This window comes from Ilumatobacter sp. (genome assembly GCF_030065885.1).
Taxonomy (GTDB): domain Bacteria; phylum Actinomycetota; class Acidimicrobiia; order Acidimicrobiales; family Ilumatobacteraceae; genus Ilumatobacter.
On the sequence record NZ_JASJCS010000005.1, the window covers coordinates 1 to 24,134 of the forward strand.

Here is a 24,134-nt window from a genome sequence, read left to right on the forward strand (position 1 = left end):
CGATCCCACTCCCACGGCGTCGGTTCGAGCCCCAGCAGGTGACAGATCGTGACCGAGTTCGTACCGGCGTGGGCGACCAGCGCGATGCGAACGTCCGGCTCGGCGATGGTCCAGACCGGGAGGTCGTGGTCCTTGCGGTGCACGCCGCGCTCGGCGAGGAAGGCCGTCGCTCCTTCGTGGATCCGGTCGGTGAACGCACGGATCGACTCGCCGCCCTCGAGCCCGTGCCAGCGGTCGTCGACCGGGCGTTCGCGCATCTCCCGGTACGCCTGCTCGGCCTTCTCGGCCGGCGAGCCGTGCCAGCCGGGGTCGCGGATCTCCTCGAGCCACGGCTGGATCGCCTCGTCCCTCCCGAGTCGCCCGAACAGCGGCGCGGCCGTCTGCCGAGCCCGCGTGAGCGGCGACGCGTACACCTCGTCGAACTCCTCGCCGCCGAGCGCAGTGGCCATCCGCTCGGCCTGCCGGTGGCCGAGCTCGGTGAGTGGTGGGTCGACGACGTTCAAGCCCTCCTTGACCCACTGGGGCTGGCCGTGCCGGATCAACGTGATCTCCACGGCGGCGACGGTACTCTGCCGGGCCGTGACCGATTCGTACAGTTCTCCCGGCGCAGGGTGGTTCCCCGACCCGCTCGGCCGTCACGAGCACCGGTACTTCAACGGCACCCAGTGGACCGCGGACGTCGCCGAGGGCGGCCAACGGTTCGTCGACCCGCTCGGGACCGATCCCGGCCCTCGCCCCGGCGCACCGCCGGGCGCACAGCCGTTCCCGGGCGGCCAGCAGGCGCGCAACGGCCTCGCGACGGCGGCGCTCGTGTGCGGGATCCTCGGCATGCTGTTCGCCTGGATCCCGTTCATCTTCGTCGTCGGACTCGTCCTGGCGATCCTCGCGATCGTCTTCGGCATCCGGGGCCTTCGCAAGTCGAACGTCGTGCACGTGGGCCGCGGCCCATCGATCACCGGGATCGTCACCGGGCTGATCGGCCTCGCCCTGGCGGTCGTCGGGATCGCCCTGTCGGTCGTGCTGTACCGGGCCGTCGACGACTTCGCCAGCCCGGGCCCCGTGGTCACCGACGTTGCGTCGTGCGACGTCGACGGCGCCGTCGCAGTCGTCTCGGGCGAGCTGACCAACGCGAGCGCACGCACCCGCGACTACACGGTGTTCGTCACCGTCGACCGCGACACCGAGATCTTCACGCTCGACTCGATCCCGGCCGGCGAGACCGTCGGCTGGACGGTGACGACCACCGCACCTCGCAGCGGCCGCGACTGCGACGTCGAGGTCGTCGTGCAGGGGCCGTTCCCGTTCGGCGTCGAGATCGACCCGATCGACCCCTGAGCGAGCGCTCGCGACGCGACACCCATAGGGTGAACGCCGTGCAGACGGTCCCCGTCGAGCCCCCCGCCCAGCCGGCGAGCAGGAAGCTCGTCCGAGCGTTCCTGACGGTCGTCGTCGTCGTGTTCGCCGTGTTCTGGATCTGGGCGCTGTTCTTCGCCTCGAAGGAAGCCGTCAACAAGATCGACGATCGTGCGTGGGCCGCCCGCGCCGAGACGATCTGCACCGGCGCCAACGAGGAACGGCTCGAGCTGGCCGACTTCCGCAGGATCGACGACGGCGGCCCCGAGCTGATCCGCGAGCGCGCCACGATCGTCGACCGCTCGACCGACATCCTCGAGCGGATGCTCAACGAGGTGGTCGCGATCGAGCCGGCCGATCAGAAGGGCCAGGGCATCGTGCCACTCTGGGAGGACGACTACCGGACCTACCTCCAGGACCGCCGCAACTACGCCGACGACCTCCGCGAGACCGGCGAGAACCTCGCCTTCTACGAAACCGCGGTGGGCATCCCGGTCAGCGAGCGGCTCGAGACCTTCGCCGGCGACAACGAGATGCCGGCCTGCGCGCCGCCGCGCGACCTCAGCCGCTGATCGAACGACCTCAGCTCGTGATTCGTCTGACGACGGTGGCGGGGCCCCGCCCTGATCTCAGCTCGTGATTCGTCTGATGACGGTTGCGGGGGCCCCGACGGCGACCGAGTAGTCCGGGATCTGACCGGCCACGACGCTGTTGGCGCCGATCACCACGTGCCGGCCGATGTGGGCGCCGGGCAGCACGACGGTGCCGTGGCCGAGCCAGGCGCCGTCGCCGATGACGACCGGCGCCTCGGGTTGGAGCTGCTGCGAGATCGGGCGGGTGACGTCCTCGTAGCCGTGGTTCTGGTCGGTGACGTAGACGTGGTGGCCGGTCCAGACGTCGTCGCCGATCTCGATGCAGAGGTGGCCGACGATGCCGCTGCCACGCCCGATCAGGCAGCGGTCGCCGATCGTGACCACCGGGTCGGTGATGCACTGCTGCCCGGGCACCATGCCCGCCGAGAGCGTGACGGCCGGGCCGATCATCGTGTCGGTGCCGATGTGGATGTAGCGCTCGTTCATCAACGTGTTCGGCGGGTGGCAGATGACGCTGTTGGCACCGAACGCACCGAACCGGCGACCGCGAGCGGTGTCGGGGCCGATCGCCGCCCACCGGTTGCCCGTCTCGCGCGCCCGGTGGATCAACTCCCCGGCAGCCCGGGTGAGCACGGACCTGGCGCGCCGCACCGCCGTGTCGGGAGGTCGATCGGCCTGCAGCACGCCGCGCACGCTACCGGTCGCTACGGTCGCGGCGTGCCCTCCGACCACCGCGACCCCGGCTCGATCTGCGACGTCGACGGCGTGCTGGTGGGCCATCACCAGCGAACCGGGCGCGGGTGGCAGACCGGCACGACGGCGGTCGTCATCCCGTCCGGCGCCGTCGCGGCCGTCGACGTGCGAGGCGGTGGGCCGGGCACCCGTGAGACCGACGCGCTGGCACCCGGCAACCTCGTCGACCGGGTGCACGCGATCTGTCTGTCGGGCGGGAGCGCGTTCGGGCTCGCCGCCGCCGACGGCGTGATGGCTGTGCTCGAGGAGCGTGGGCTCGGCGTCCCGGTCGGTCCCGGCGAGCACGACGTGGTCCCGGTCGTCCCGGTCGCCGTGATCTTCGACCTCGCCCGCGGCGGGAAGTTCCGCAATCGGCCCGATGCGACGTTCGGCGAGCGAGCCGCGCGCCGTGCGAGCCGGAGCGATCGGCGCGGCACCATCGGGGCCGGCACCGGCGCACGCGCCGGCGGCCTCCAGGGCGGCGTCGGCATGGCGTCCGCGGCCGTCGACCCGCTCGGTGTCACGGTCGCCGCCCTGGCGGTGGTGAACGCGTCCGGCTCGGTGATCGATCCCGCCAGCGCGCGACCCTGGTGCGACGACGGCCGCACGCGGCGCCCCTCCGGGGCCGACAAGGCGGCGCTGCGAAAGCGGCTGACCGCCGCGACCGCCCCACCGCAGCCGCTCAACACCACGATCGGCGTGGTCGCGACCGACGCCGCGCTCACGCGCCCCGAGGCGGGCCGGCTCGCACTGGCGTCGCACGACGGGCTGTCACGGGCGATCCGCCCGGCACACGCGCTCACCGACGGCGACGCGATCTTCGGCCTGTCGACGGGCGCGATCGAGCTCGCCCACGACGCCGCAGGTCTGGTCCGGGCCGGCGACTCGCGGGCCGCTCAGCTCAACGCCGTGTTCGCCGTCGCCGCCGACGTGTTCGCACGGGCGTGCACCGATGCGGTGCTCAGCGCCGAGTCGATCGGCGACGCGCCGGCGTACCGCGACGTCTGCCCGACCGCCTTCTGATCACCACGCCGAGCCGATCCACTGTCGCGGTCGCTGGGTCGGCGACGGCGCGGCTCCTTATGCTCGCCGTCGATGGAGACGTTCACCTCGCCGTCCGCGATGCGCACATGGGCCGAGTCCGAGCGTTCGGCAGGGAACAGGATCGCCGTCGTGCCCACCATGGGCGCGCTCCATGCCGGTCACCTCGCGCTGATCGAGGCCGGCAAGGAGCGTGCCGATCGCGTCGTCGTGACGATCTTCGTCAACCCGCTGCAGTTCAACGAACCGAGTGACTTCGACGCCTACCCGCGCCCGATCGACGGCGACGTCGAAGCGTGCCGGCAGGCCGGCGTCGCCGCCGTGTACGCACCGACGGCGGCCACGATGTACCCCCCGCTCTTCCAGACCCACGTCGAGCCCGGGGCGCTCGCGGAACGTCTCGAGGGGCCGATGCGGCCCGGGCACTTCCGGGGCGTCGTCACCGTCGTCACCAAGCTGTTCGGGGCGACGCTCCCGCACGTGGCGATGTTCGGGCAGAAGGACTACCAGCAGCTGGCGATCGTCCGGCAGATGGCGGCGGACCTCGACGGGGGCGTCGAGATCGTCGGCGTGCCGACGGTTCGCGAGCCGGACGGCCTCGCACTCTCGAGCCGCAACCTCCTCCTCACCCCGGAGGACCGGGCGGCGGCCGTCGTCGTCAACCGGGCGCTCCGCGCCGCGGTCGAGCGGCATCACGACGGCGAAGCCGACGCCGGCGCCCTGACCGGGCTCGCCAGGTCGATCCTCGACGCCGAGCCGAGAGCGAACGTCGAGTACGTCGAGCTCGTCGACGCGGTGACGCTCGTACCCGTCGACGCCGTGCGGTCAGCCGCTGTGATCCTGACCGCCGCCTGGTTCGGTGAGGTACGGCTGATCGACAACCAGCTCCTCGGCTGACACGTCGACCGCGACGACCGACATCGACAGGTCGGTGTCGACGTCGTCGATGATGCCCGAGAGCAGGATGCTGAGCACGACTCCGTTGAAGATCGCATGCCCGATGACGGTCGGCCCGATCCGCCGTGTGAGGTACGCCGACACGCCGAAGGCGACGCCGACGCCCGACAGCATCATGGCCAGGCCGACGTTGCCGACGCCGCGGATCGGGTCGACGTGGGCGACCCCGAACAGGACACCCTGCAGGCCGATCGCGAGGACCGGGCCCATGCGGCTCAGCAGGCCGCGCATCACGAGGCCGCGGAACACGAGCTCTTCGATGATCGGAGCCGCGATGACGGCTGTGACCGCCGTGGCGACCAGGTACGCACGGTCGGCCTCGAGGTCGGTCGCGCTGTCCACGTTGCTGCTGACGGGGATGTCGAGCACCAGGATCACGGCGCCGACGACCAGCTGGACGCACACCGCGGACATCCACGTGACGGGCCCCCAGCCGAGGTCGCTCCACTTGAATCGCCACCCGAGCGAGCCGAACCGACCCGCCCCCCACCGGCGCCGGACGTACCACCCCCATGCGATCGACGGGCCGTAACCGAGCGTGGCGAGGATGACGACGTAGACGATGACGGGCCAGTCGAAGTCGATCAGCGCATCGACCAGGAACTTCGCGGTGAGCAGCGAGGCGACGAGCACCGCGAGCGCGCCCAGCGCAGCGCCCAGCGGCAGGTCGGGGTGCTCCTCGGCTTCCTCGAAGACGGGTTCGGGCGCGGCCCAGACCGAGCCGTCGAAGTAGCGGTACCCCTGACCGCTCGGGTCGGGGTACCAACCGGCCGGAGCCGTCGTGGGTGGTGGCAGCTGTGTCATCGGAAGTGGCGACCAGCGTAGAGCCATGACGGCCCGACGGAGCTTGCTGCACCCACTCGGCCCACTCGGGGCAGGCACCGGTCGGGGGTCAGCCCGGCAACTCGCTCGGGATCCGCTCGGCGTACACCCACTCCTCGAAGAAGGGCCCGAGATCGACGCCGGCCGCCTCCTCCATGACGGCCCTGAACTGCTCGGTTCCGGCCGATCCGTCGAGGTGGGTCGCCACCCATGCCCGCAGCCCCGCGAAGAACGCGTCGTCGCCGACCGTCGCCCGCAGCGCGTGCAGGACCGCGCCCCCGCCCTGGTAGACGACGGTGCCGAACAGCCGCTCGGGCTCGGTGAGCGGCCAGCCGGTCCTCGGCAGCTGCCGGAAGGCGAGGCCGACGCTCGACTCGAGGTCGGCCAGCCCGACGTGGTCCAGCCACAGCCACTGTGCATACGTGGCGAACCCCTCGTTCAGCCAGATGTCGTTCCAATCCGCCGGCGACACCGCGTTGCCGAACCACGAGTGCGCGAGCTCGTGCGCCAGCAGCAGGTGCTGGAAGAAGCCCAGCTCGCCCGACATGTCGTCGGCGCTGAACAGCGACAGACCCTGCGTCTCCATCGCGAGCCCGCGCTGGGAGTCCGCGAGCGCCAGGCCGTACCGGTCGAACGGATACGGCCCGAACAGGTCGGCGAAGAACGTGAGCTGCTCGTCGGTCACGTCGAGGTACGGATCGAGCGTCTCGCGGCGATCGGCGAGCACCACGTGCTGCAACGCGACGCCGCTCGTCGACGTGCCGCCGTCGACGACGACGTAGTCGCCGACGAGCATCGTGATCAGGTAGCTCGCCATCGGCTCGTCCTGACGCCACGTCCAGGTCGCGGTCTCGCTGTCCGAGGTCGAGCCGACGAGCGCACCGTTCGCGATCGCGGTCAGCTCGTCGGGCACGTCGACCTCGAACGTCCACGTGGCCTTGTCGGTCGGGTGGTCGTTGACCGGGAGCCACGTGCTCGCTCCGTCGGGCTCGTTGACCGCCCAGAGGCCGTCCTCGGTCGGGAACAGCCCGGCTCGATCGCCGAACCCCCCGCCCGGCGGGACCGCGACCTCGTAGTCGACGTCGACGCGCACGCGCTCGCCGGTCGCCAGCGGCTGCCCGATCTCGACGATCAGCTCGTCGTCGACGTGGTCGAACGCTGCGGTCCGCCCGCCGACGGCGACGTCGGCGACCACGAGGCCGTTCGCGTCGAGTGCGATGCGGTCGGTGGCCCGGGCGACGACGAGGTCGACGCCGACCTCCCCGGTCAGGGTCAGCGAGTCGGGGTCGTAGGAGATGACGACGTCGTAGTGCTCGACGTCGATGTCCGCAGACCCGAGCCCCGGGATTCGGGTGTCGTCGACCGATGTCGAGCGCGAGAGTGGCTCGGTCACGGGTGGCGACGTCGGAGGGCTGGTCGCCGTCGCACCGGTCGTCGGTGGGCTGGTCGTCGGTGCGCTGGTCGCCGGTGGGCCGGTCGTCGGCACCGTCGCCGAGGACCCGTCGGGCGTGGTGGCGATCACGATCGTCAAAGCCGTCTGCGAGGACGCGCGTGCGTCGACGACCGATGGCGCAGCCCGCGATGCGCAACCCGACAGCAGTGCGCAGACCACGACCAGGCTCGGGCCGGTCAGCCTGCTCGCTCCGTCCATCGATCGCGACGGTACCGGGCGCTGCGGCACCGGTGTCGGCAGCAGATCGGTGCCTCCGCAGAGCGGCGACGGCTGCCACGGCTATGTCCGGACTTGGCAAGGTTTCCTCAAGCTTCGGACACCTCCGTCAAGACGACCTCTGCGACACCGATGACAAACCGTGCTCGAACCCACCTCAGACGTCTCGCGCCGCCCCCGCCGTTGGAAGCTCTCCGCCGTGGCCGCCGCGATGGGCGTCGCCGTGGGCACCTTCGGACTGAGCACCGGCAGCTCCGTCAACGCCGTCGCCGACTCCGACTGGCTCGGCGTCGTCAACACGTACCGGGCGATGTCCGGTCTCGACGCCGTGTCGGCCGACGCCACCTGGTCGGCTCAGGCCGAGGCGCACTCGTGCTACATGCTGCAGAACGGCATCTCGCACGACGAGATCCCCGGCCGTCCCGGCTACACCCCAGGCGGCGACCTGGCCGGCAACAACGGCAACGTCGCCGTCAGCAGCTCGATCGCTGCATCGGCTCGCAACCACATCGACCTCTGGATGACCGGGCCGTTCCACGCGATCGGCATCCTGCGACCGAACCTCACGACCAGCGGGTTCGGGCTCTGCACGAACGCCTCGACACCCACCTGGCGCTCCGGCGGCACCCTCGACGTGCTCCGCGGCATCGACAACAGCAAGCCGAAGCCCACCTCGGCGGTCGTGTTCCCCGGCGACGGCGCCACCGTGCCGCTGCACAGCTTCATCACCGAGTACCCGAACCCGGTGGACCTCTGCGGGTGGAGCGGCAGTGCAGGCCTCCCCCTCATCGCGATGCTGCCCAACGATCTCTCGACGGCCAACTCGACGCTCAGCGGCCCCAACGGGCCGATCTCGACCTGCACCCTGCACGAGGGCAACACCGGCGCCAACGGCCTGGCGCAGGCCATCCTCGACGGCGACAACGCCGTCGTCGTGATGCCCCGCGAGCCGCTGGCCGACGGCACGTACACCGCGACCGTCAACTCGGACGGCGGCAGCACCACGTGGTCGTTCACCGTCGACCGCGATGCGCCCCTGTCCGCCGAGGTGCCCGAGCTCCCCGACACCGAGCCGACCGCAACGTCGGCCCGCTTCGAGTCGGTCGACCCGTTCCGTCACGTCGACAGCCGCGAGGCGCTCGGTTCGGTCCGGCTGCGGGGCGGCAAGATCACCCGCATCCCGGTCGCCGGCGACGACGTCGTCGCCGTCAGCGCCAACTTCGTCGCCGTCAACCCCGAGAACCACGGCTTCGTCACTGCGTTCAACTGCACGACCGAGCTCCCCACCGTGAGCACGATCGGCTACGGCCCCGGCGACGTCGTCGCCAACCAGGCGATCGTGCCGCTCCAGTCGGGCGACATGTGCCTGTACTCGCTGAAGTCGACCGACATCGTCGTCGACATCAACGGCTACTACACGACGAAGGGCGGCGACGGGCTCCAGCCCCTGACGCCGAAGCGCCTGTACGACAGCCGTGACGCCGGCGAGACCAAGCTCCGCGCCGGTGTCGAGCTGCCGATCCAGATCGCCGGCGAGTTCGGTAGCGCACCCGCCGGAGCGCCGAGCGTGGCGATGAACGTCACGGTCACCGAGCCCACCGACCACGGCTTCCTCCAGGTCTACCCCTGCGGATCGAGCACCGGCAGCCAGATCTCGTCGATCAACTACACGCCGATGGAGTCGCGGCCGAACTCGGTGGTCACGCCGCTCGACGACCGCGGCCGCATCTGCGTCCGCTCGTTGCGCGACACCCACGTCATCATCGACGTGACCGCGTACTTCGCCGAGACGTCGGGCTACGACTTCATCGCCCTCGACCCGATCCGCCTCTTCGACAGCCGCTCGCGGCACGACGACCTGAACTCGACGACCAACGGCACCCGCGTGAAGGCCGGGCAGATGGCCCGCCTCGACATCGCCGGCAACCGCGGCGTCCCCGCCGACGCGAAGGCGGTGTCGATCAACGTCACCGCCGTCATGGCCGACGGCCCGACGTTCGTCACCGTCTACCCGTGCGGGAAGCGCCCGACGACCTCGAACCTCAACCTCCTGCCCTGGGAGCCGGTGGCGGCGAACGGGGCCATCGTCAAGCTCTCGCTGAGCGGCGAGCTGTGCGTCTACACCCTCGACGACGCCCACCTGATCGTCGACATCAACGGCGTCTGGATCTGACGCCCACGATCGGCCGGGCGCTCCGCATGAGGCGCCCGATCGAGTGACGATCAGCGGTGGAGGTCGGCGTCGGCCACCCTCGCGCGGTACCGGATAGTGAACACCGAGTCCCCCGAGAGGACACCACCGCGACCGAGCATGCGACCGCCCTCCCAGTTCGACAGACCGAGCTCGGGCGTGCGGAGCGCGTACTGACCGTCGACCCAGCGGGTGAAGCCGTCGCCGACGAACGGCGCGTCGACCGTCGACCAGAACCGCTCGTGTGCGTCGGCCGACTCGCTCACCAGCGAGGCGACGAAGTGGGGGCTGTATTCGTTGCAGAGCCGGACGGCCTCGGCCGCGTCGTCGACGACGTGCAGCGTCGCCTCGGGTGAACCCTCCCACTCCCACTCGTGACCGAGGCTCTCGACGTCGATCGTCGACACGAACGGTTCGTCGTGGGTGCCGTCGGCGCGGACCACCGCCGATCGGCGTGAGCGGTCGCCGTCGGGCACGTACGGCCCGGCAGCCTCGGTGACGTGGACGCGACCGTCGGCGCCCCGCTGCTCGCCGGCGGCCGTGACGGCGCCGAGGAAGGCAGGCACCAGCTCGGCCGCGCGCTCACGCACGATGCAGCAGACGTTGAGCGTGTTGCAGACCTTGCGGTCGAGCGAGTGCGTCACCGTCGATGCGAACCGTGCGGTGTCGGCCGTCTCGTCGGCGACGACCCACGCTCCCCCGGTGCCGTGCAGGCTGACCGGCACACCTGCGTGGCGGGCGACAGCGCCGAGTTGGGCGACGGCAGGGCCCGAGCCACGCGCAACTGCCAGCGAGAGGCGCTCGTCGGAGAAGAGCGCCCAACCGGCTGCGTGCGCCGCCGAGGTCACGAGGCTGATCGTGCCCGCCGGCAGACCCGCCGCCACGAGCGCCGGCTCGAGCGCGTGCCGCACGATCGCCTGGGCCGTGCCGAGCGCGTCGGAGCCGATGCGGAAGACGACCGTGTTGCCGGTGCGCACGACACCGGCGGCGTCGGCGAAGACGTTGGGGCGACCCTCGAAGACGAACCCGACGACGCCGAGCGGGGCGCGACGCGCTTCGAGGGTCCATCCGTCGTGTTCGACGTGTCGCTCGAGCAGGTCGCGGCCGGCGTCGAGCTCGGCCCACGCCCGCAACCCGGCCACCATGTCGCGGCGCATCGCGTCACCGAGCACGAGCCGGGTCGTCGAGCGGTTGCGGGCTGCGGCCTGCTCGACGTCGGCGGCGTTGGCCGCAGCGATCGGCGCGAACGACTCGTCGGCTTCGAGCAGGTCGGCGAAGCGCTCGAAGAAGTCGGTGATCTGGTCGTCGGTGTTGTGCGCGAGGCCGGCGAACGCCTCGACCGCGGCGGTGACCGCACCCGTGGCGACGGCGTGTTCGGCTTCGGGAACGTGGAGCAGCGAGCCGCTGCTCGGGTCGACCACGAGCCGATCCCCGCTTCGGAACGCGGCGGCGAGCTCGTCGGACACGGTCGCCACCCGGTTGCCGCCGTACACGATGGCCTGGCCGGGTGCCAGCTCGGACAGGACGCCGGCACGCGGCGCAGTGGAGGTCGACATGGACGCGAAGCGTACGCTGGCCCGATGGGTGAGCCCAACGACGGCCGGAACGACGGCGACGACCGGTTCTACTTCCGCCAGCTGCTCTCGGGACGCGACTTCGCGGTCGGCGACCAGATGGCCGCACAGATGGTCAACTTCGTCTATGCGATCGGCGACCGCGCGACCGGTGAGTGCCTGCTGGTCGACCCGGCGTACGACCCCGCCGGGCTCGTCGAGACGGTCGAAGCCGACGGCCTGCGCGTCACCGGTGTGCTCGCCAGCCACTACCACGCCGACCACATCGGCGGTTCGATCATGGGCTACGACATCGCCGGCATCGCCGGGCTGCTCGAGCACGTCTCGTGCCCGATCCACGTCCAGCGCGACGAGGTCCCGTGGGTCGTGCGCTCGGCCGGCGTCACCGAGGACGTGCTCGTCGGCCACGACTCGGGCGACGTCGTCACCGTCGGCGACGTCGAGATCACGCTCGTCCACACCCCCGGCCACACCCCGGGCAGCCAGTGCTTCGAGGTCGGCGGCAAGCTCGTGTCCGGTGACACGCTCTTCCTCGACGGATGCGGCCGGACCGACCTCCCCGGCAGCGACCACGCCCAGATGATCGAGAGCCTCAAGCAGCTCGCCAAGGTCGACGACGACGTCATCCTCTACCCCGGGCATCGCTACTCGCTGGCGTCGAGCGCCACGATGGGCGCCGTCAAGCAGTCGAACTACGTCTTCGACCAGCTGTTGGGATCCTGATCGGGGTGCGCACGTGGCGCCGCTGATGTAGCGGCCGCCCTCCGGAGCTGCGGTGCTCGCTGCGCTGCGCTCCTCGCCTCCCTGCACGCGCGGGCGCGACCAGCTCGGCGACATGTCAGGCTTCGCCTCCCGAGCTGGCCGTCTCCGCGACGCCGCCGTTGGCGCCGCCGCTTCGACGCTCGCCCGCCTCGGTCCTACGACGCGGTCGGCCGATCTCGGCTGCGTCGGCTGCCGCCGCTCCCACGCTACCAGGTGTCGATGTTGGGGCGGGGGGCGTCGTCCGGCGATCGTGGTGGGGCGGATTCGAGGAGGGTGGTGATCCAGCGGCGGGTGTCGGCGGGGTCGATGACGTCGTCGATCTCGAAGTACTCGGCGATGCTGAGCGCCTTGCCGTGCTCGTAGAGGCGGCCAACGAGCTCGTCGAACAGCGCTTCGCGGGCGGCCTCGTCCTCACAGGCGTCGAGCTCGTTGCGGTAGCCGAGCCGCACGGCGCCCTCGAGGCCCATGCCGCCGAACTCGCCCGTCGGCCAGGCGACACACGCCAGTGGTGCCTTGGTGCTGCCGCCCATCATCGCCTGGGCGCCGAGCCCGTACGACTTGCGCAGCACGATCGAGACGAGCGGCACCGAGAGGTTGGCGCCGGTCACGAACAGCCGGCTGCAGTGCCGCACGAGCGCGGTCTCCTCGACGTCGGGGCCGACCATCATCCCCGGCGTGTCGACGAGCGAGATGATCGGCAGGCCGTGTGCGTCGCACAGCTGCATGAAGCGGGCCGCCTTGTCGGAACCGTCGCTGTCGATCGCCCCGGCCAGGTGCGCCGGGTTGTTGGCGACGATGCCGACGGGACGGCCCTCGACGCGCGCCAGGGCCGTGATCATCCCGACCCCGAAGTCGCGCCGGAGCTCGAGCACCGTGCCACGGTCGGCCACGAGCTCGATCGCCACCCGGACGTCGTAGCTCCGGAGCCGATCGACGGGGACCACGTCGCGCAGCTCGGCCTGGTCCGCCGCTTCCCAGTCGGCGAGCGTGCCCTGGAAGTAGCCGAGGTACTGCTTCGCCAGCGCGGTCGCTTGTGCCTCGTCGTCGGCGACGAGGTCGACCACGCCGTTGCTGCGCTGTACCTCGATCGGGCCGACGTCGGTCGGGGCGTAGACGCCGAGCCCGCCGCCCTCGATCATCGCCGGGCCGCCCATGCCGATGTTCGAATCCTTCGTCGCGATGACCACGTCGCAGCAACCGAGGATCGCGGCGTTCCCGGCGAAGCAGTAGCCGGCGTTGACGCCGACGAGCGGCACGGTCCCCGACAGGCGGGCGAAGAACAGGAAGGCGAGGCAGTCGAGACCGGTGACGCCGCTGGTGTCGGTGTCGCCCGGCCGGCCGCCGCCCCCCTCGGTGAAGAAGACGATCGGCAGCCGCAGCTGCTCGGCGAGCTCGAACAGCCGGTCCTTCTTGGCGTGGTTGCGGTGGCCCTGCGTCCCGGCCAGCACGGTGTAGTCGTACGAGACCGCGATCGCCCTGGCGGCGCGGCCGTCGAAGAGGTCGCCGTTGACCGTGCCGATGCCGCCGATCATGCCGTCGGCCGGCGTGCGGCGGATCAGGTCCTCGTGGTCGCGCCGTTTCCGCTGCGCGGCGATCGCGAGCGGCCCGTACTCGACGAACGAGCCCTCGTCGACGAGGTCGGCGACGTTCTCACGGGCGGTGCGGCGCTGCTTGCTGCGACGACGCTCGACCGCGTCCGGGCGAGCCGCATCGAGGCCGAGCTCGTGTCGCTCGACGACGTCGCGCAGGTCGCGGCGGTCCAGCCCCGATGGCACCGGTTCGGCAGCCGGCGGTGCGTCCTCAGCCGACGTCGCCGGAGCTGCCGCCGGGCCGAGCTCGACGAGCACGTCGCCCGGGTACACCGTCGACCCCGCCATCACCGCGACCGACACGACTTCGGCCGTCGCCGGTGCGACCACCTCGTGATGCAGCTTCATCGACTCGACCAGCGCAAGCACGGTGCCGGGTGCCACCACGCTGCCCGGCGCGACCTCGACCGAGACCACGGTGCCCTGCAACTCCGACAGCACGGTGGTCGGCGGCTCGGTCATCCGCCGATCCTTGCAGGACGCCCGAGTCGATCCGAACCCCGAACGCGAACCCGATCGGCCGGCCAGACCGCTCGCCAACTGCTCCTCGCCGACGCTCGTCCTCGGGCAAGCGGGGGCGACACCGCGCCGGAATGCGTCGCTGATCCAGGTCAGTGTCTAGTCGTCGCGACCGGTCCGAGGATGCCATCGGACCTCTTCGACGGTCGGAAACGGCAGAGGGTCCAACCACGTGTGGACATCGACGTCATGGAGTCGCCCGTTCCGGATCAGGAGCGTCATGCCGCCGACCGTCGCGCCGTTCTCGTCCACGATCTCGGCATCCACATCGAAGATCGACACCCCCGGATCAAGGCTCTCGTCGATGTTGACGAACCCGATCGAGCCGCAACCGCAAGAACAGGAGCGATACACCTCGGTCTCCGCCGTGAGCTGGGTGCGCAGAACGGCAGCATCGGCAACGTCGTGGGCGAGCCAAGCCTGCATCACCTCCAACTCGTTCGGCGAGATCCTCCGAGTATCCATCTCACAAGCCTGGCACGACGGCACCAGACCGGTGCCCGAGACCCGCGGGCTGGTCCAACTCGCGGTGCGGGACGGGTAGATCATCGAGGTGACAACTCAGCTTGCGCTCGCGGGCGGAGGTGGGCCGATCTCGGCAACCCAGGTTGTCAACTCCCGGGAACCTCCACCGGCCTCGCCGGTGAGCAATGCTTGCCGTCCGGCCGGCACGGCCGGATCTCTCGAGACGGCCCAGACGTTGCTGGGTACCGGCGCTAGTCGGATCCGGGGCGGCGTTGGAAGCCGGTGATCGACTGCTCCCCCATCACCAGCTCGGCAGCGACGGCAGCGAACAGAGCGGGGACGACGAAGTTCGGCTCGCCCGTGGTCTCGGCCACGAACATCACGGCCGCGAGCGGCACGCGGTAGCCCGCGCCGAGGAATGCCGCGATGCCGAGCAGCGTGTACAACGCCACGCGATCGGCGCTGATCAGCTCGGCGACGCCGCGACCGACGATCCCACCACCGACGACGAGCGGGATGAAGACCCCGCCGACGCCGCCACCGGCCGTGGTGAGCGCGGCAGCGAGACAGCGGATCGCGAGCACGGCGACGAGGAGCCAGATCGCCAGATCCGGTTTGACGAAGAGCCATTCGCGGAACACCTCGTAGCCGGCACCGATGCTCAGCGACTGCCCCGTCAGCTCTCGCGTCACGAAGAACAGACCGACGAGGCCTCCGGCGCTGACGAACAGCCGCGCCGGCAGCGCCCGCAGCGAGAACCCCTTGGCGATGCGCATCATCTTCGCGAACGCTCTCGCACCGACCGCACACGTCGCCCCGACGAGCAACGCGCCCAGCAGGTCGATCAGCTCGAACGAACGGATCGAGAACTCACCGACGCTGAGGAGCGGCGTCGTGTTGCTCAGCGTGACGAACGTCAGGTAGCCGGTCGCGCTGGCGACGAGGGCCGGGAGCAGCATGCGGCGCGCCATGTCGTCGCGATACGGGACTTCGAGCGCGAAGATCGCCCCGGTCGCCGGCGCCTTGAAGATCGCTGCGACGCCCGCCGCCGCTCCGGCGACGAGCAGTGTCCGGTGATCGGTGCCGCGAAAGGGACGGGGTAGGCGGCGCTGGATCATCGTGCCGAGCGCTGAGCCTCCGTAGAGCGAGGGACCCTCGAGCCCCAGCGCGCCGCCCGAGCCCAGCGTGGCGATCGACGCGCCGATCCGGGCACCGAGGTGGCGGGGGCGGAGCCGGTACGCGGGATCGTGGAAGGCGCGCAGGTACTCGTCCGACGTCGCCGGCGAGGCACCCCCGCCCACGACCCGCAGGATGATGGCGGCGAGCACGAGCCCGAGCGCCGGGGAGATCGCGCTCAGCCAGAGCGGCGCGTGCAGCACGCCGTGGTACGCCTCTTCGACGAGGTACTCGAACCCTCGTACGCCCAGCCCTGTCACGACGCCGGTGATCGCGGCGAGCAACACGACCTCGCGCGAGCGCCGGACGAGCTCGCGCAGCTCGTCTCGTCGCACCTCGAACGAATCGGGGCGGAGAGCCCTCATCATCCGTCGGCGCCACACGCGGACGCAGTGTACGACGCGGCCTGGTCGCGCGTTCAGCCCATTCGGCGGCTGTGCCGCACCGGCATCGGTTCGGCACAGCCGGCTGGTGGTCCCGGACTGGCGAACACGCCGCAGCTACCGTCGAGCAGGTGATCGTCGCGGCCTCAACCGACGAGTGCTGGGAAGAGTCGGGATCGTTGTGCCGATGGGTCTACGACCAGACCGACCAGAACGAGACCCTCGCCAACCTGAGCCAGTGGTTCATCGACTGGCCGCTGCGGATCCTGGTGGTCGTCGTCCTGGCGTGGATCCTCACGCGCCTGGCCCGGCGCTGGGTGGCGCGACTCGTGGCCCGCATCGTCGCTCCCGCCGAGCCGGTCAGGGAACGCCTCGAACGCATCGGCATCGACCTCCCGGACTCGATCGGCGAGCCGGTTCGAGATCCCCGTCGGCAGTCGAGGGCCGCGTCGATCTCGGTCGTCCTCACCAGCACCGTGATCGTGACGATCTGGACCATCGCGCTCATCACGATCCTCGGCATCGTCGGGATCCAGCTCGGGCCCCTGCTCGCCGGCGCCGGCATCGCCGGTGTTGCTCTCGGCTTCGGCGCCCAGAGCCTGGTCAAGGACTGCATCGCGGGGCTGTTCATGCTGATCGAGGACCAATACGGACTCGGCGACGTGGTCGACCTCGGGGAGGCGATCGGCGTCGTCGAGGAGGTGTCGCTGCGGACGACCGTGCTGCGCAGCCTCGACGGCACGGTCTGGCACGTGCCGAACGGTGTCGTGCAGCGCGTCGGCAACCTCAGCCAGCTCTGGTCGGTCGCCCTCATCGACGTCGACGTCGCGTACGACACCGATCTCGAAACGGCCCGCGAGCTGCTCCACGGAGCTGCGGCGGAGGTCTGCGAGCGTGAGGAATTCGCGGAGCAGGTGCTCGAGGCACCGACCGTGCTGGGCGTCGAGCGACTCGGCGCCGACGGCATCACCCTGCGGCTGACGGTCAAGGTCGAGCCCGGCGCCCAGTGGAACCTGCAACGCGCCATGCGTGAGCACGTGAAGCACGTCTTCGACCGCGCCGCCATCGAGATCCCGTTCCCCCAGCGCACGGTCTGGATGAAGGTCCCGCCGAACGCCGACGCAACGGACCCCTCGTGAGCCCGACTCGACGACCCGACTCGCCCGGTCGCGTACCGGCAGGAGGCCGTCGGTGACGGTCCTCACTGCGTTCCTGCACCGACCGACGACCTCGGCGCTCGTGATCGCCATCGTCGTCACCGTGGCAGGGTGGGCCGCCCACCGGTGGGCCGAGTGGTCGACGCGGCCCACCACACCCGAGCCGGGCCCGGCGCGCCGCCCGAAGCCGGTCCAGGGCGGCAGCGCCGAGACACCCGCCGTGATCGCGCTGCTCACCAACGGCTTCGACGTCCCGAAGAGCGCCGTCACGGCGACCGCGCTCGACCTCGCGGCTCGCGGGTGGATCCGCGTCGCCACCACCGATCAGGAACTGGTCGTCATGACCCGCGGCAGCGGGGAGGCCGGCGATTCGCTGCGGAGCTACGAGCAGCAGGTCCTGAACCACCTCGCCTCGCGAGCGTTCAACGACGTGGCGTCGGCGAACACGCTCGCGATGTCGCACCACCGCCTGAACCGCCGCTGGTGGACGAGGTTCGGCCGGTCGGTCGCGGCCGACGCTCAGGAACAGGGTCTCTGCCGCAGGCGCTACACGCCGACGCAGCTGGTCCCGCCGGCTGCGCTCGCCGTCACCGGCCTCATCGTGGCGTGGGTCGCGGCGCGCGGCGGTGACGAGATCGCGCTCACCGACTCGTGGGCATCGCGGGCCGTGTGGATCGGCGTCATCGGCGCAGCGGGTCTGCTGGCGTGGCGAACGGTCGAGCGCGCGATCGGCTCGAGCCAGCGACCGACCGAGGTCGGCACGCAGCGGACGTCCGCCTGGCTCGGCTACCGGCAGCGGCTCCGCGACCGGATCCCTGCCCACGCCAGCGTGCTCGCCCCGCCACCCCAACAGCTCGCCTTGGCACACGCGTCGGTCATGGGCGTCGCCGAACACGTCCTCGACGAGCTTCCTGCGGCACCCGAGGATCACGGCGTCGCGTGGTCCGAGGCCGGCGGCCGGCCGCACATCGTGCGGGTCCACTACCCGGTGCGGCCCGGGTTCGGCCAGCATCCCGTCAAGGTCGCCGCCGTCGGCGTCGTGCTCGTCGCAGCCGGCCGGTGGCTGAACGGCTTCCTCCAGCGGGTCGCCGACGGCGAGTCCCTCGAGTCCCTGCTCGAACGCGTTCCGGGACAGGTCGACCTGATCGAGGGCGTCGCCGAGGTGCTGGCGATCCTCTGCTGGATCCCGATCCTCGGTGGCATCTGGGCCGTGATCGCCGGCGCGGTCGACTCGATCGCGACCCGCGAGCGGGTCGGCGCCGTCGTCCGGGCGCGCCGGCCGGTCGAGGTGCTGCCGGGTCTCCTGCTGAACGTCGTGAAGCCGTTCGCCGAACGCGACCGGTTCTCGACGTACCTCGCCGTCGACGACGGTCGCCGGGTGAGCGTGTCGGCGTGGCTCGCGAACGAGCGGAGCGCCGCGCCACAGGGTGCGCAGGCCCGTGTCAGGGCGACGCCACTGCTCGGCTACGTGCGGTCGTCCGAACCGGTCGGCACCGCCGCCCGGGGTGACGGCTGACCGCACGAGACGACACGAGCGGCCGTCGTCGGCCAGGCTGTGCGGATGGATCGCACCGCTGAATGGGACGACTTGCGCAACCGGTACCTGCGACCGGTCGAGGAACGACCGCCGACGACGGCCCGCGGCGTGCATCACCAAGCGCTGCTCTGCGCCGACGTCGAGACCACCATCCGCTTCTACGACGGTCTGCTCGGATTCCCGTTGACCGAGCTGTTCGAGAACCGCGACTACGAAGGCTCGACCCACTTCTTCTTCGACATCGGCAACGGCAACTCGCTGGCGTTCTTCGACTTCCCCGGACTCGATCTGGCCGAGTACCGCGAGGTGCTGGGCGGACATCATCACCTGGCCATCTCGATCGAGCGGTCCGAGTGGGAGGCGGCCCGGGACCGGCTGTACGAGGCGGGCGTCGAGACGATGGAGGTCTCGGGTTCGTCGCTGTACTTCGCCGGTCCCGACGGTGAGCGGCTCGAGTTGATCAGCGACCCGCTCGGCGAGATGTACGGCTCCAAGATCGGCTGAGCCGGTCGAACGGCTCGGGAGGTGGTTTCTCCCCCGCGATCCGAGTCGTCCAGACTGACCTGCGATGACCGCCGACCACCGCCAGACCCTCGTCACCCTCGACCTCGAGGGTGTGCTCGTCCCCGAGATCTGGATCGCCGTCGCCGACCGCACCGGCATCGACGAGCTGCGCCGCACCACCCGCGACGAGCCCGACTACGACGTGCTGATGCAGTACCGGCTCGACGTGCTCGCCCGCCACGGGCTCACGATGAGCCTGGTCGCCGACGTGATCGGTGGGCTGCGACCGCTGCCGGGCGCGCGAGCGTTCCTCGATCGCCTGCGGGCCGAGACGCAGGTGATCATCCTGTCGGACACGTTCGAGCAGTTCGCCGGGCCGCTGATGGAGCAGCTCGGGATGCCGACGGTGTTCTGCCACCGGCTCGTCGTCGTCGACGACCGCATCGCCGACTACCGGCTGCGGCAACCCGATCAGAAGCGGCGCGCGGTCGAGGCGTTCCGATCGCTCGAGTACCGAGTGGTGGCGGCCGGTGACTCGTACAACGACACGACGATGCTCGCCGCTGCCGACCAGGGCTTCCTGTTCCGTGCGCCGCCCAACGTCCGCGACGAGTTCCCCGAGTACACGGCCGTCGACGACTACGACGAGCTGCTTCCGCTGATCCTCGATGCCTTGGCCGCGCCTACGGTCGAATCATGAACACCGCACCGCTCGACAAGTCCTTCGTCACGGTCGACGGGAAGCGCATGGCCTACCACGAGGCCGGCACTGGCGACCCCGTCCTCTTCCTCCACGGCAACCCGACGTCGTCGTACCTCTGGCGCAACGTCATCCCGCATCTGAGCGGCTCGTACCGCTGCATCGCCCCGGACCTGATCGGCATGGGCGACAGCGATCCGCTCGACGACGTCGGTGAGGCGTCGTACCGCTTCGTCGAGCATCGCGAGTACCTCGACGGTCTGCTCGACCAGCTCGACCTCGGCGACCGCGTCACGCTGGTGATCCACGACTGGGGGTCGGCGCTCGGATTCGACTGGGCCAATCGCCATCGCGACCGGGTCGCCGGCATCGCCTACATGGAGGCGATCGTGCGTCCGATGTCGATGGACGACTGGCCCGAGCAGATCCGCGCCCTGTTCCAGGGGTTCCGCTCGGCCGCCGGCGAGGACATGGTGCTCGACAAGAACGTGTTCGTCGATCGTGTGCTGCCGAGTTCGGTGATGCGCGGCCTGACCGACGAGGAGATGGCTGTCTACCGGGCGCGATTCACAGAACCGGGCGAGAGCCGCCGCCCGACGCTCACGTGGCCGAGGGAGATCCCCCTCGACGGCCCACCGGCCGACGTGGTCGAGATCGTCGGGGCGTACGCCGACTGGCTGGCGTCGAGCGACGTCCCGAAGCTGTTCGTCAACGCCGACCCCGGCGCGATCCTCGTCGGAGCCCAGCGCGATTTCTGCAGGTCGTGGCCGAACCAGACCGAGATCACCGTTCGGGGCACACACTTCATCCAGGAGGACAGCCCCGACGAGATCGGCGCGGCGCTCGCCGAGTGGCGCGCCACGTTCTGACGCGCGGTGCCGAACCGCCGATTCGGCCGACCACCTCGACATCGGGGAAGCTGATCGCCGTGGACCGCACGCCGTACGACGACGCTCACGAGATGTTCCGGGCCTCGTTCCGGACGTTCCTCGACCGCGAGGTCGTCCCGCACCACGAGCGATGGGAACGAGAGGGCATCGTCGACCGAGACCTGTACCGGCGCGCGGGCGAGGCCGGGTTCCTGGGCTTCGCTGCGCCGGCCGAGTACGGCGGCGGTGACGCACCCGACTTCAGGTTCAACATGGTCGTGCTCGAGGAGCTGTGCGACGCCGACGTGCTCGCCTCGGGCTTCGGCATCACGCTCCACAACGACGTCTGCCTCCCCTACTTCCTCGCCGGCGACGACGAGCAACGCGCCCGGTGGCTGCCCGGCATCTGCTCGGGCGAGCTCGTGACTGCGATCGCCATGACCGAGCCCGGCATCGGCTCCGACCTGGCGTCCATGACGACCACGGCGATCCGTGACGGCGACGACTACGTCGTGAACGGCGCCAAGACGTTCATCACGAACGGCATCGTGAGCGACGTGGTGATCGTGGCGTGCAAGACCGATCCGAGCCAGCAGCACCGCGGCATGAGCCTGCTCGTCATCGAGAAGGACCGCGACGGCTTCACAATTGGTCGCAACCTCGACAAGCTGGGCCTCCACGCACAGGACACGGCCGAGCTGTTCTTCTCCGACGTCAGGGTCCCCGTCGAGAACCGGCTCGGCGACGAGGGCACCGGCTTCGTCCAGCTCGTCTCGAAACTGCCGCAGGAGCGCCTCTCGCTCGCCGCCGCCGGTCTCGCCCACGCCGAGTCGGCGTTCGGCCGGACCCTCGAGTACGTGAAGGAGCGTCAGGCGTTCGGGCGACCGATCGGCTCGTTCCAGAACAGCCGGTTCAAGCTCGCCGAGATGCGCACCGAACTCGACATCGGCTGGGCGTTCGTCGACCGCCAGATCGAGCAACTCAACGCCGGAACCCTCAGCGCCGAGGACGCCGCCGAGAGCAAGTGGTGGTGCACCGAGCTGCAGCAGCGGGTCCTCGACACCTGCCTGCAGCTGCACGGGGGGTACGGCTACATGAACGAGTACTCGATCGCCCGCGCCTACGCCGACGGACGGGTGCAGACGATCTACGGCGGCACGACCGAGATCATGAAGGAGATCATCGGCAAGTCCCTCGGCGTGTAGGGCGACAGCGGAGGGAGTGCCGCTTCGTCGGTGCCGGCTGCGAGACTCGTGGCCGTGCTGCACACACATGACTACTTCGTCTCGTCCGACGGCCTCCAGCTCTTCCGGCAGGCGTGGCTCCCCGACGGCGACCCGCGCGGCGTCGTCCTCGTGATCCATGGCCTGGGTGAGCACTCGGGCCGCTACGGGCACGTGGCCGACCGCCTCGCCGGGGCCGGCTACGCGGTGCATGCGCTCGACCATCGCGGCCACGGCAAGTCGAACGGCAAGCGGGCCTTCGTGAAGCGGTACGACGAGTTGATGACCGATCTGGCCCAGTTCCGGCGGATGGTCGAGGAACAGCACCCCGAGCTGCCGCTCGTCGTGCTCGGCCACAGCATGGGCGGCAACCTGGCGGTCGGGCACGTCCTCGACCACCAGGACGGGGTGGCGGGTCTGGCCCTCAGCGGCGCGGCGCTGAAGGCGGGCGACGACCTCTCGGGTCCGCAGATCACGATCTTCAAGGCGATCGCCAGGGTGGTGCCCGGCTTCCGCCCGCAGGCCCTCAGCGCCGACGCGATCAGCCGCGACCCGGCGGTGGTCGCGGCATACCGTGACGATCCGCTCGTGTTCACCGGCAAGATCTCGGCCGGTCTCGGCGCCGCGCTCCTCGAATCGATGGACCGATTCCCGGCGCGCTACGGCGAGCTGCGGCTCCCGGTCCTGATCATGCACGGCACCGAGGACCAGCTCACCCCGATCGAGGGCTCCCGGGAGCTCGAGCGGCTGGCCACCAACGCCCACGTGACGAGCCACTACTTCGAGGGCCTCTACCACGAGATCTTCAACGAACCCGAGCAGGCGGAGGTGCTGGACGACCTGGTCGAATGGTTGGACGGCGTGACCGGCTGAGGCGACCGGCAGCCGGGGCTCCCACATCGGCCCGGTCAGAACGGGACCGAGTGCCCTAGGCGGCCCGAAAGCGCTTACATACGCTCGAATTGATGCTGAGCCCAGACCGTTCGATTCCCGCGTCCCAACCCTTGCGCCGCTGGCCCGTGGTGGTCGGCGCGGTCCTCATCCAACTCTGCCTCGGAGCGATCTACGCGTGGTCGGTGTTCACGCCCGACCTCAAGGACTCCGGATGGAGCAACGTCGAGACGCAGTTCGTGTTCTCGACCGGCTTGGCGAGCTTCGCGATCGTGATGGTGCTCGCCGGACGGAACCTCGAGAAGCTCGGCCCCCGCAAGCTGGCCGTGGCAGGCGGTCTCACCCTCGGCGTCGGGTACGCGATCGCGTCGATCGGGGGCGGTGACAGCTTCTGGCCGGTGCTGCTCGGTATCGGCCTCGTCGGCGGCTCCGGCATCGGGCTCGGCTACGTCGTCCCGATCGCCGTCGGCATGCGGTGGTTCCCCGATCACAAGGGCGCGATCACCGGCCTGGCGGTCGCCGGGTTCGGGTTCGGTGCGCTCGGCTGGATCAAGATCGCCGGCTCGTGGGGCGGCCTGATCGACGAGATCGGGCTCGGCTCGACGTTCTTCGCCTACGGCGTCGCGTTCGCGACGATCGTGCTGCTGGGGTCGTTCGCGATGACCATGCCGCCCGAGGGGTGGCTGCCGCCGGGCTTCACGCCGCCCGTCGCGGCCGGCGAGGGATCGGAGGACTTCACGCCCCGCGAGATGCTGAGGATGCCACAGTTCCACCTGATGTCGCTGACGTTCGCGATGAGCGCCGGCGCCGGACTGATGGCGATCGGGCTGATGAAGCTCTACCCGCCCGAGGTGCTGACCGACAACGGCCTGTCCGAGAGCGAGGCCGACGCGATCGCCGGCACGGCGATGGCCGTCTTCTTCAGCCTCGCGAACGGTGCCGGCCGGGTGCTGTGGGGTGTCCTGAGCGACAAGCTCGGCCGCAAGCGGTCGGTGGTGACGATGGCAGCGACACAGGGCGCGTTCCTGATCCTGTTCATCCCGATGGCCTCGAACGAGTGGACGCTGTACCTGGCCGCCACGCTGATCGGCTTCAACTTCGGCGGCAACTTCGCCCTCTTCCCGGCGCTCACCGCCGACGAGTTCGGCAACAGCGCGGTCGGCAAGAACTACCCGTGGGTGTTCCTGTCGTACGGCGCCGGCGGCATCGTCTTCCCGATCCTCGGCGGCTGGCTCGGCGACACCGGCAACTTCCCCCTCGCGTTCACGATCTGCGGCGTCGGCTGCGTGGTCGGTGCGATCGCGACGGCGATGGTGTTCCCGCCGAACCACGACGAGGCGACCGAGCCGCTGAGCGTGCACGGCTTCCTGCACCACGCCCACCTCTTCGACCACGCCAAGTCGGCGTGATCGACGCCGAACGCTGAC

At 70.5% G+C, this 24,134-nt stretch carries 22 protein-coding genes; 14 read left to right on the forward strand and 8 right to left on the reverse strand.

Annotation, left to right across the window (positions count from 1 at the left end):
• Positions 1–554, reverse strand: a 554-nt coding sequence (locus QNJ12_RS01755; protein WP_300618105.1) for a histidine phosphatase family protein, incomplete at its 3' end; no start/stop codon positions are given.
• Between the two features lie 25 nt (positions 555–579).
• Here QNJ12_RS01755 and QNJ12_RS01760 point away from each other — a divergent pair.
• Together QNJ12_RS01760 and QNJ12_RS01765 are read left to right on the forward strand one after the other, a co-directional pair.
• On the forward strand, positions 580–1,335 hold the full coding sequence (locus QNJ12_RS01760; protein ID WP_300618107.1) for a DUF2510 domain-containing protein: 756 nt from the start codon (positions 580–582) through the stop codon (positions 1,333–1,335).
• A 38-nt stretch (positions 1,336–1,373) separates the two neighbouring features.
• A complete protein-coding gene (locus QNJ12_RS01765; RefSeq protein WP_300618109.1) occupies positions 1,374–1,925 on the forward strand; it encodes a hypothetical protein in 552 nt (183 codons plus the stop codon).
• Between the two features lie 57 nt (positions 1,926–1,982).
• On the opposite strand, the gene QNJ12_RS01770 is transcribed toward QNJ12_RS01765, so the two are convergent.
• Positions 1,983–2,630: a DapH/DapD/GlmU-related protein gene (locus tag QNJ12_RS01770; protein WP_300618112.1), complete on the reverse strand. Its 648-nt coding sequence runs from the start codon at positions 2,628–2,630 to the stop codon at positions 1,983–1,985.
• Positions 2,631–2,663: 33 nt separating this feature from the next.
• On the opposite strand from QNJ12_RS01770, the gene QNJ12_RS01775 reads away from it, so the two are divergent.
• Both QNJ12_RS01775 and panC read left to right on the forward strand, forming a co-directional pair.
• Positions 2,664–3,701 (forward strand): P1 family peptidase, encoded by a 1,038-nt coding sequence (locus tag QNJ12_RS01775; RefSeq protein ID WP_300618114.1) that lies wholly within the window; start codon positions 2,664–2,666, stop codon positions 3,699–3,701.
• Between the two features lie 72 nt (positions 3,702–3,773).
• Positions 3,774–4,616 carry a pantoate--beta-alanine ligase gene (panC, locus tag QNJ12_RS01780; RefSeq protein ID WP_300618116.1) on the forward strand — a complete coding sequence of 281 codons (843 nt, stop codon included), beginning with the start codon at positions 3,774–3,776 and terminating at the stop codon, positions 4,614–4,616.
• On the opposite strand, the gene QNJ12_RS01785 is transcribed toward panC, so the two are convergent.
• Positions 4,545–5,480, reverse strand: coding sequence for a CPBP family glutamic-type intramembrane protease (locus tag QNJ12_RS01785; RefSeq protein WP_300618118.1), 936 nt, complete (start codon positions 5,478–5,480; stop codon positions 4,545–4,547). The two genes, panC and QNJ12_RS01785, sit on opposite strands and share 72 nt — an antisense overlap.
• Positions 5,481–5,568: 88 nt before the next feature.
• The gene (locus QNJ12_RS01790; protein WP_300618120.1) at positions 5,569–7,149 is read right to left on the reverse strand and encodes a M1 family metallopeptidase; all 1,581 of its coding nucleotides are present in this window, start codon (positions 7,147–7,149) and stop codon (positions 5,569–5,571) included.
• Between the two features lie 217 nt (positions 7,150–7,366).
• Here QNJ12_RS01790 and QNJ12_RS01795 point away from each other — a divergent pair, with 217 nt between their 5' ends.
• Positions 7,367–9,340 carry a CAP domain-containing protein gene (locus QNJ12_RS01795; RefSeq protein ID WP_300618122.1) on the forward strand — a complete coding sequence of 658 codons (1,974 nt, stop codon included), beginning with the start codon at positions 7,367–7,369 and terminating at the stop codon, positions 9,338–9,340.
• Between the two features lie 50 nt (positions 9,341–9,390).
• Here the strand turns inward: QNJ12_RS01795 and QNJ12_RS01800 are convergent, their stop codons facing one another.
• The gene (locus tag QNJ12_RS01800; protein WP_300618124.1) at positions 9,391–10,914 is read right to left on the reverse strand and encodes an aldehyde dehydrogenase family protein; all 1,524 of its coding nucleotides are present in this window, start codon (positions 10,912–10,914) and stop codon (positions 9,391–9,393) included.
• A 24-nt stretch (positions 10,915–10,938) separates the two neighbouring features.
• Between QNJ12_RS01800 and QNJ12_RS01805 the strand changes: the two genes are divergently transcribed.
• Entirely contained in the window at positions 10,939–11,655 is a 717-nt protein-coding gene (locus tag QNJ12_RS01805) for an MBL fold metallo-hydrolase (protein WP_300618126.1), read from the forward strand.
• Positions 11,656–11,900: 245 nt separating this feature from the next.
• Here QNJ12_RS01805 and QNJ12_RS01810 read toward each other — a convergent pair whose 3' ends face one another.
• From QNJ12_RS01810 to QNJ12_RS01820, 3 genes are all read right to left on the reverse strand, one after another.
• Positions 11,901–13,745 (reverse strand): carboxyl transferase domain-containing protein, encoded by a 1,845-nt coding sequence (locus tag QNJ12_RS01810; RefSeq protein ID WP_300618128.1) that lies wholly within the window; start codon positions 13,743–13,745, stop codon positions 11,901–11,903.
• Between the two features lie 156 nt (positions 13,746–13,901).
• Positions 13,902–14,267 carry a hypothetical protein gene (locus QNJ12_RS01815; protein ID WP_300618131.1) on the reverse strand — a complete coding sequence of 122 codons (366 nt, stop codon included), beginning with the start codon at positions 14,265–14,267 and terminating at the stop codon, positions 13,902–13,904.
• Between the two features lie 251 nt (positions 14,268–14,518).
• Positions 14,519–15,808, reverse strand: coding sequence for a chloride channel protein (locus QNJ12_RS01820; RefSeq protein ID WP_300618133.1), 1,290 nt, complete (start codon positions 15,806–15,808; stop codon positions 14,519–14,521).
• Between the two features lie 149 nt (positions 15,809–15,957).
• On the opposite strand from QNJ12_RS01820, the gene QNJ12_RS01825 reads away from it, so the two are divergent.
• From QNJ12_RS01825 to QNJ12_RS01860, 8 genes are all read left to right on the forward strand, one after another.
• Complete coding sequence (locus tag QNJ12_RS01825) at positions 15,958–16,965, forward strand: mechanosensitive ion channel family protein (protein WP_300618135.1); 1,008 nt, start codon at positions 15,958–15,960, stop codon at positions 16,963–16,965.
• A gap of 52 nt (positions 16,966–17,017) precedes the next feature.
• A complete protein-coding gene (locus tag QNJ12_RS01830) occupies positions 17,018–18,499 on the forward strand; it encodes a DUF2207 domain-containing protein (RefSeq protein ID WP_300618137.1) in 1,482 nt (493 codons plus the stop codon).
• A 45-nt stretch (positions 18,500–18,544) separates the two neighbouring features.
• Complete coding sequence (locus tag QNJ12_RS01835) at positions 18,545–19,024, forward strand: VOC family protein (RefSeq protein WP_300618139.1); 480 nt, start codon at positions 18,545–18,547, stop codon at positions 19,022–19,024.
• Positions 19,025–19,088: 64 nt separating this feature from the next.
• A complete protein-coding gene (gene thrH / locus QNJ12_RS01840) occupies positions 19,089–19,724 on the forward strand; it encodes a bifunctional phosphoserine phosphatase/homoserine phosphotransferase ThrH (RefSeq protein WP_300618141.1) in 636 nt (211 codons plus the stop codon).
• Positions 19,721–20,593: a haloalkane dehalogenase gene (locus tag QNJ12_RS01845; RefSeq protein ID WP_300618143.1), complete on the forward strand. Its 873-nt coding sequence runs from the start codon at positions 19,721–19,723 to the stop codon at positions 20,591–20,593. The genes thrH and QNJ12_RS01845 overlap by 4 nt, the downstream gene beginning before the upstream one ends.
• 59 nt (positions 20,594–20,652) lie before the next feature.
• On the forward strand, positions 20,653–21,798 hold the full coding sequence (locus tag QNJ12_RS01850) for an acyl-CoA dehydrogenase family protein (RefSeq protein ID WP_300618145.1): 1,146 nt from the start codon (positions 20,653–20,655) through the stop codon (positions 21,796–21,798).
• Positions 21,799–21,852: 54 nt separating this feature from the next.
• Positions 21,853–22,689 (forward strand): alpha/beta hydrolase, encoded by an 837-nt coding sequence (locus tag QNJ12_RS01855; RefSeq protein ID WP_300618147.1) that lies wholly within the window; start codon positions 21,853–21,855, stop codon positions 22,687–22,689.
• Positions 22,690–22,781: 92 nt separating this feature from the next.
• Entirely contained in the window at positions 22,782–24,116 is a 1,335-nt protein-coding gene (locus QNJ12_RS01860; protein WP_300618149.1) for an OFA family MFS transporter, read from the forward strand.
• Positions 24,117–24,134 lie beyond the last annotated feature (18 nt).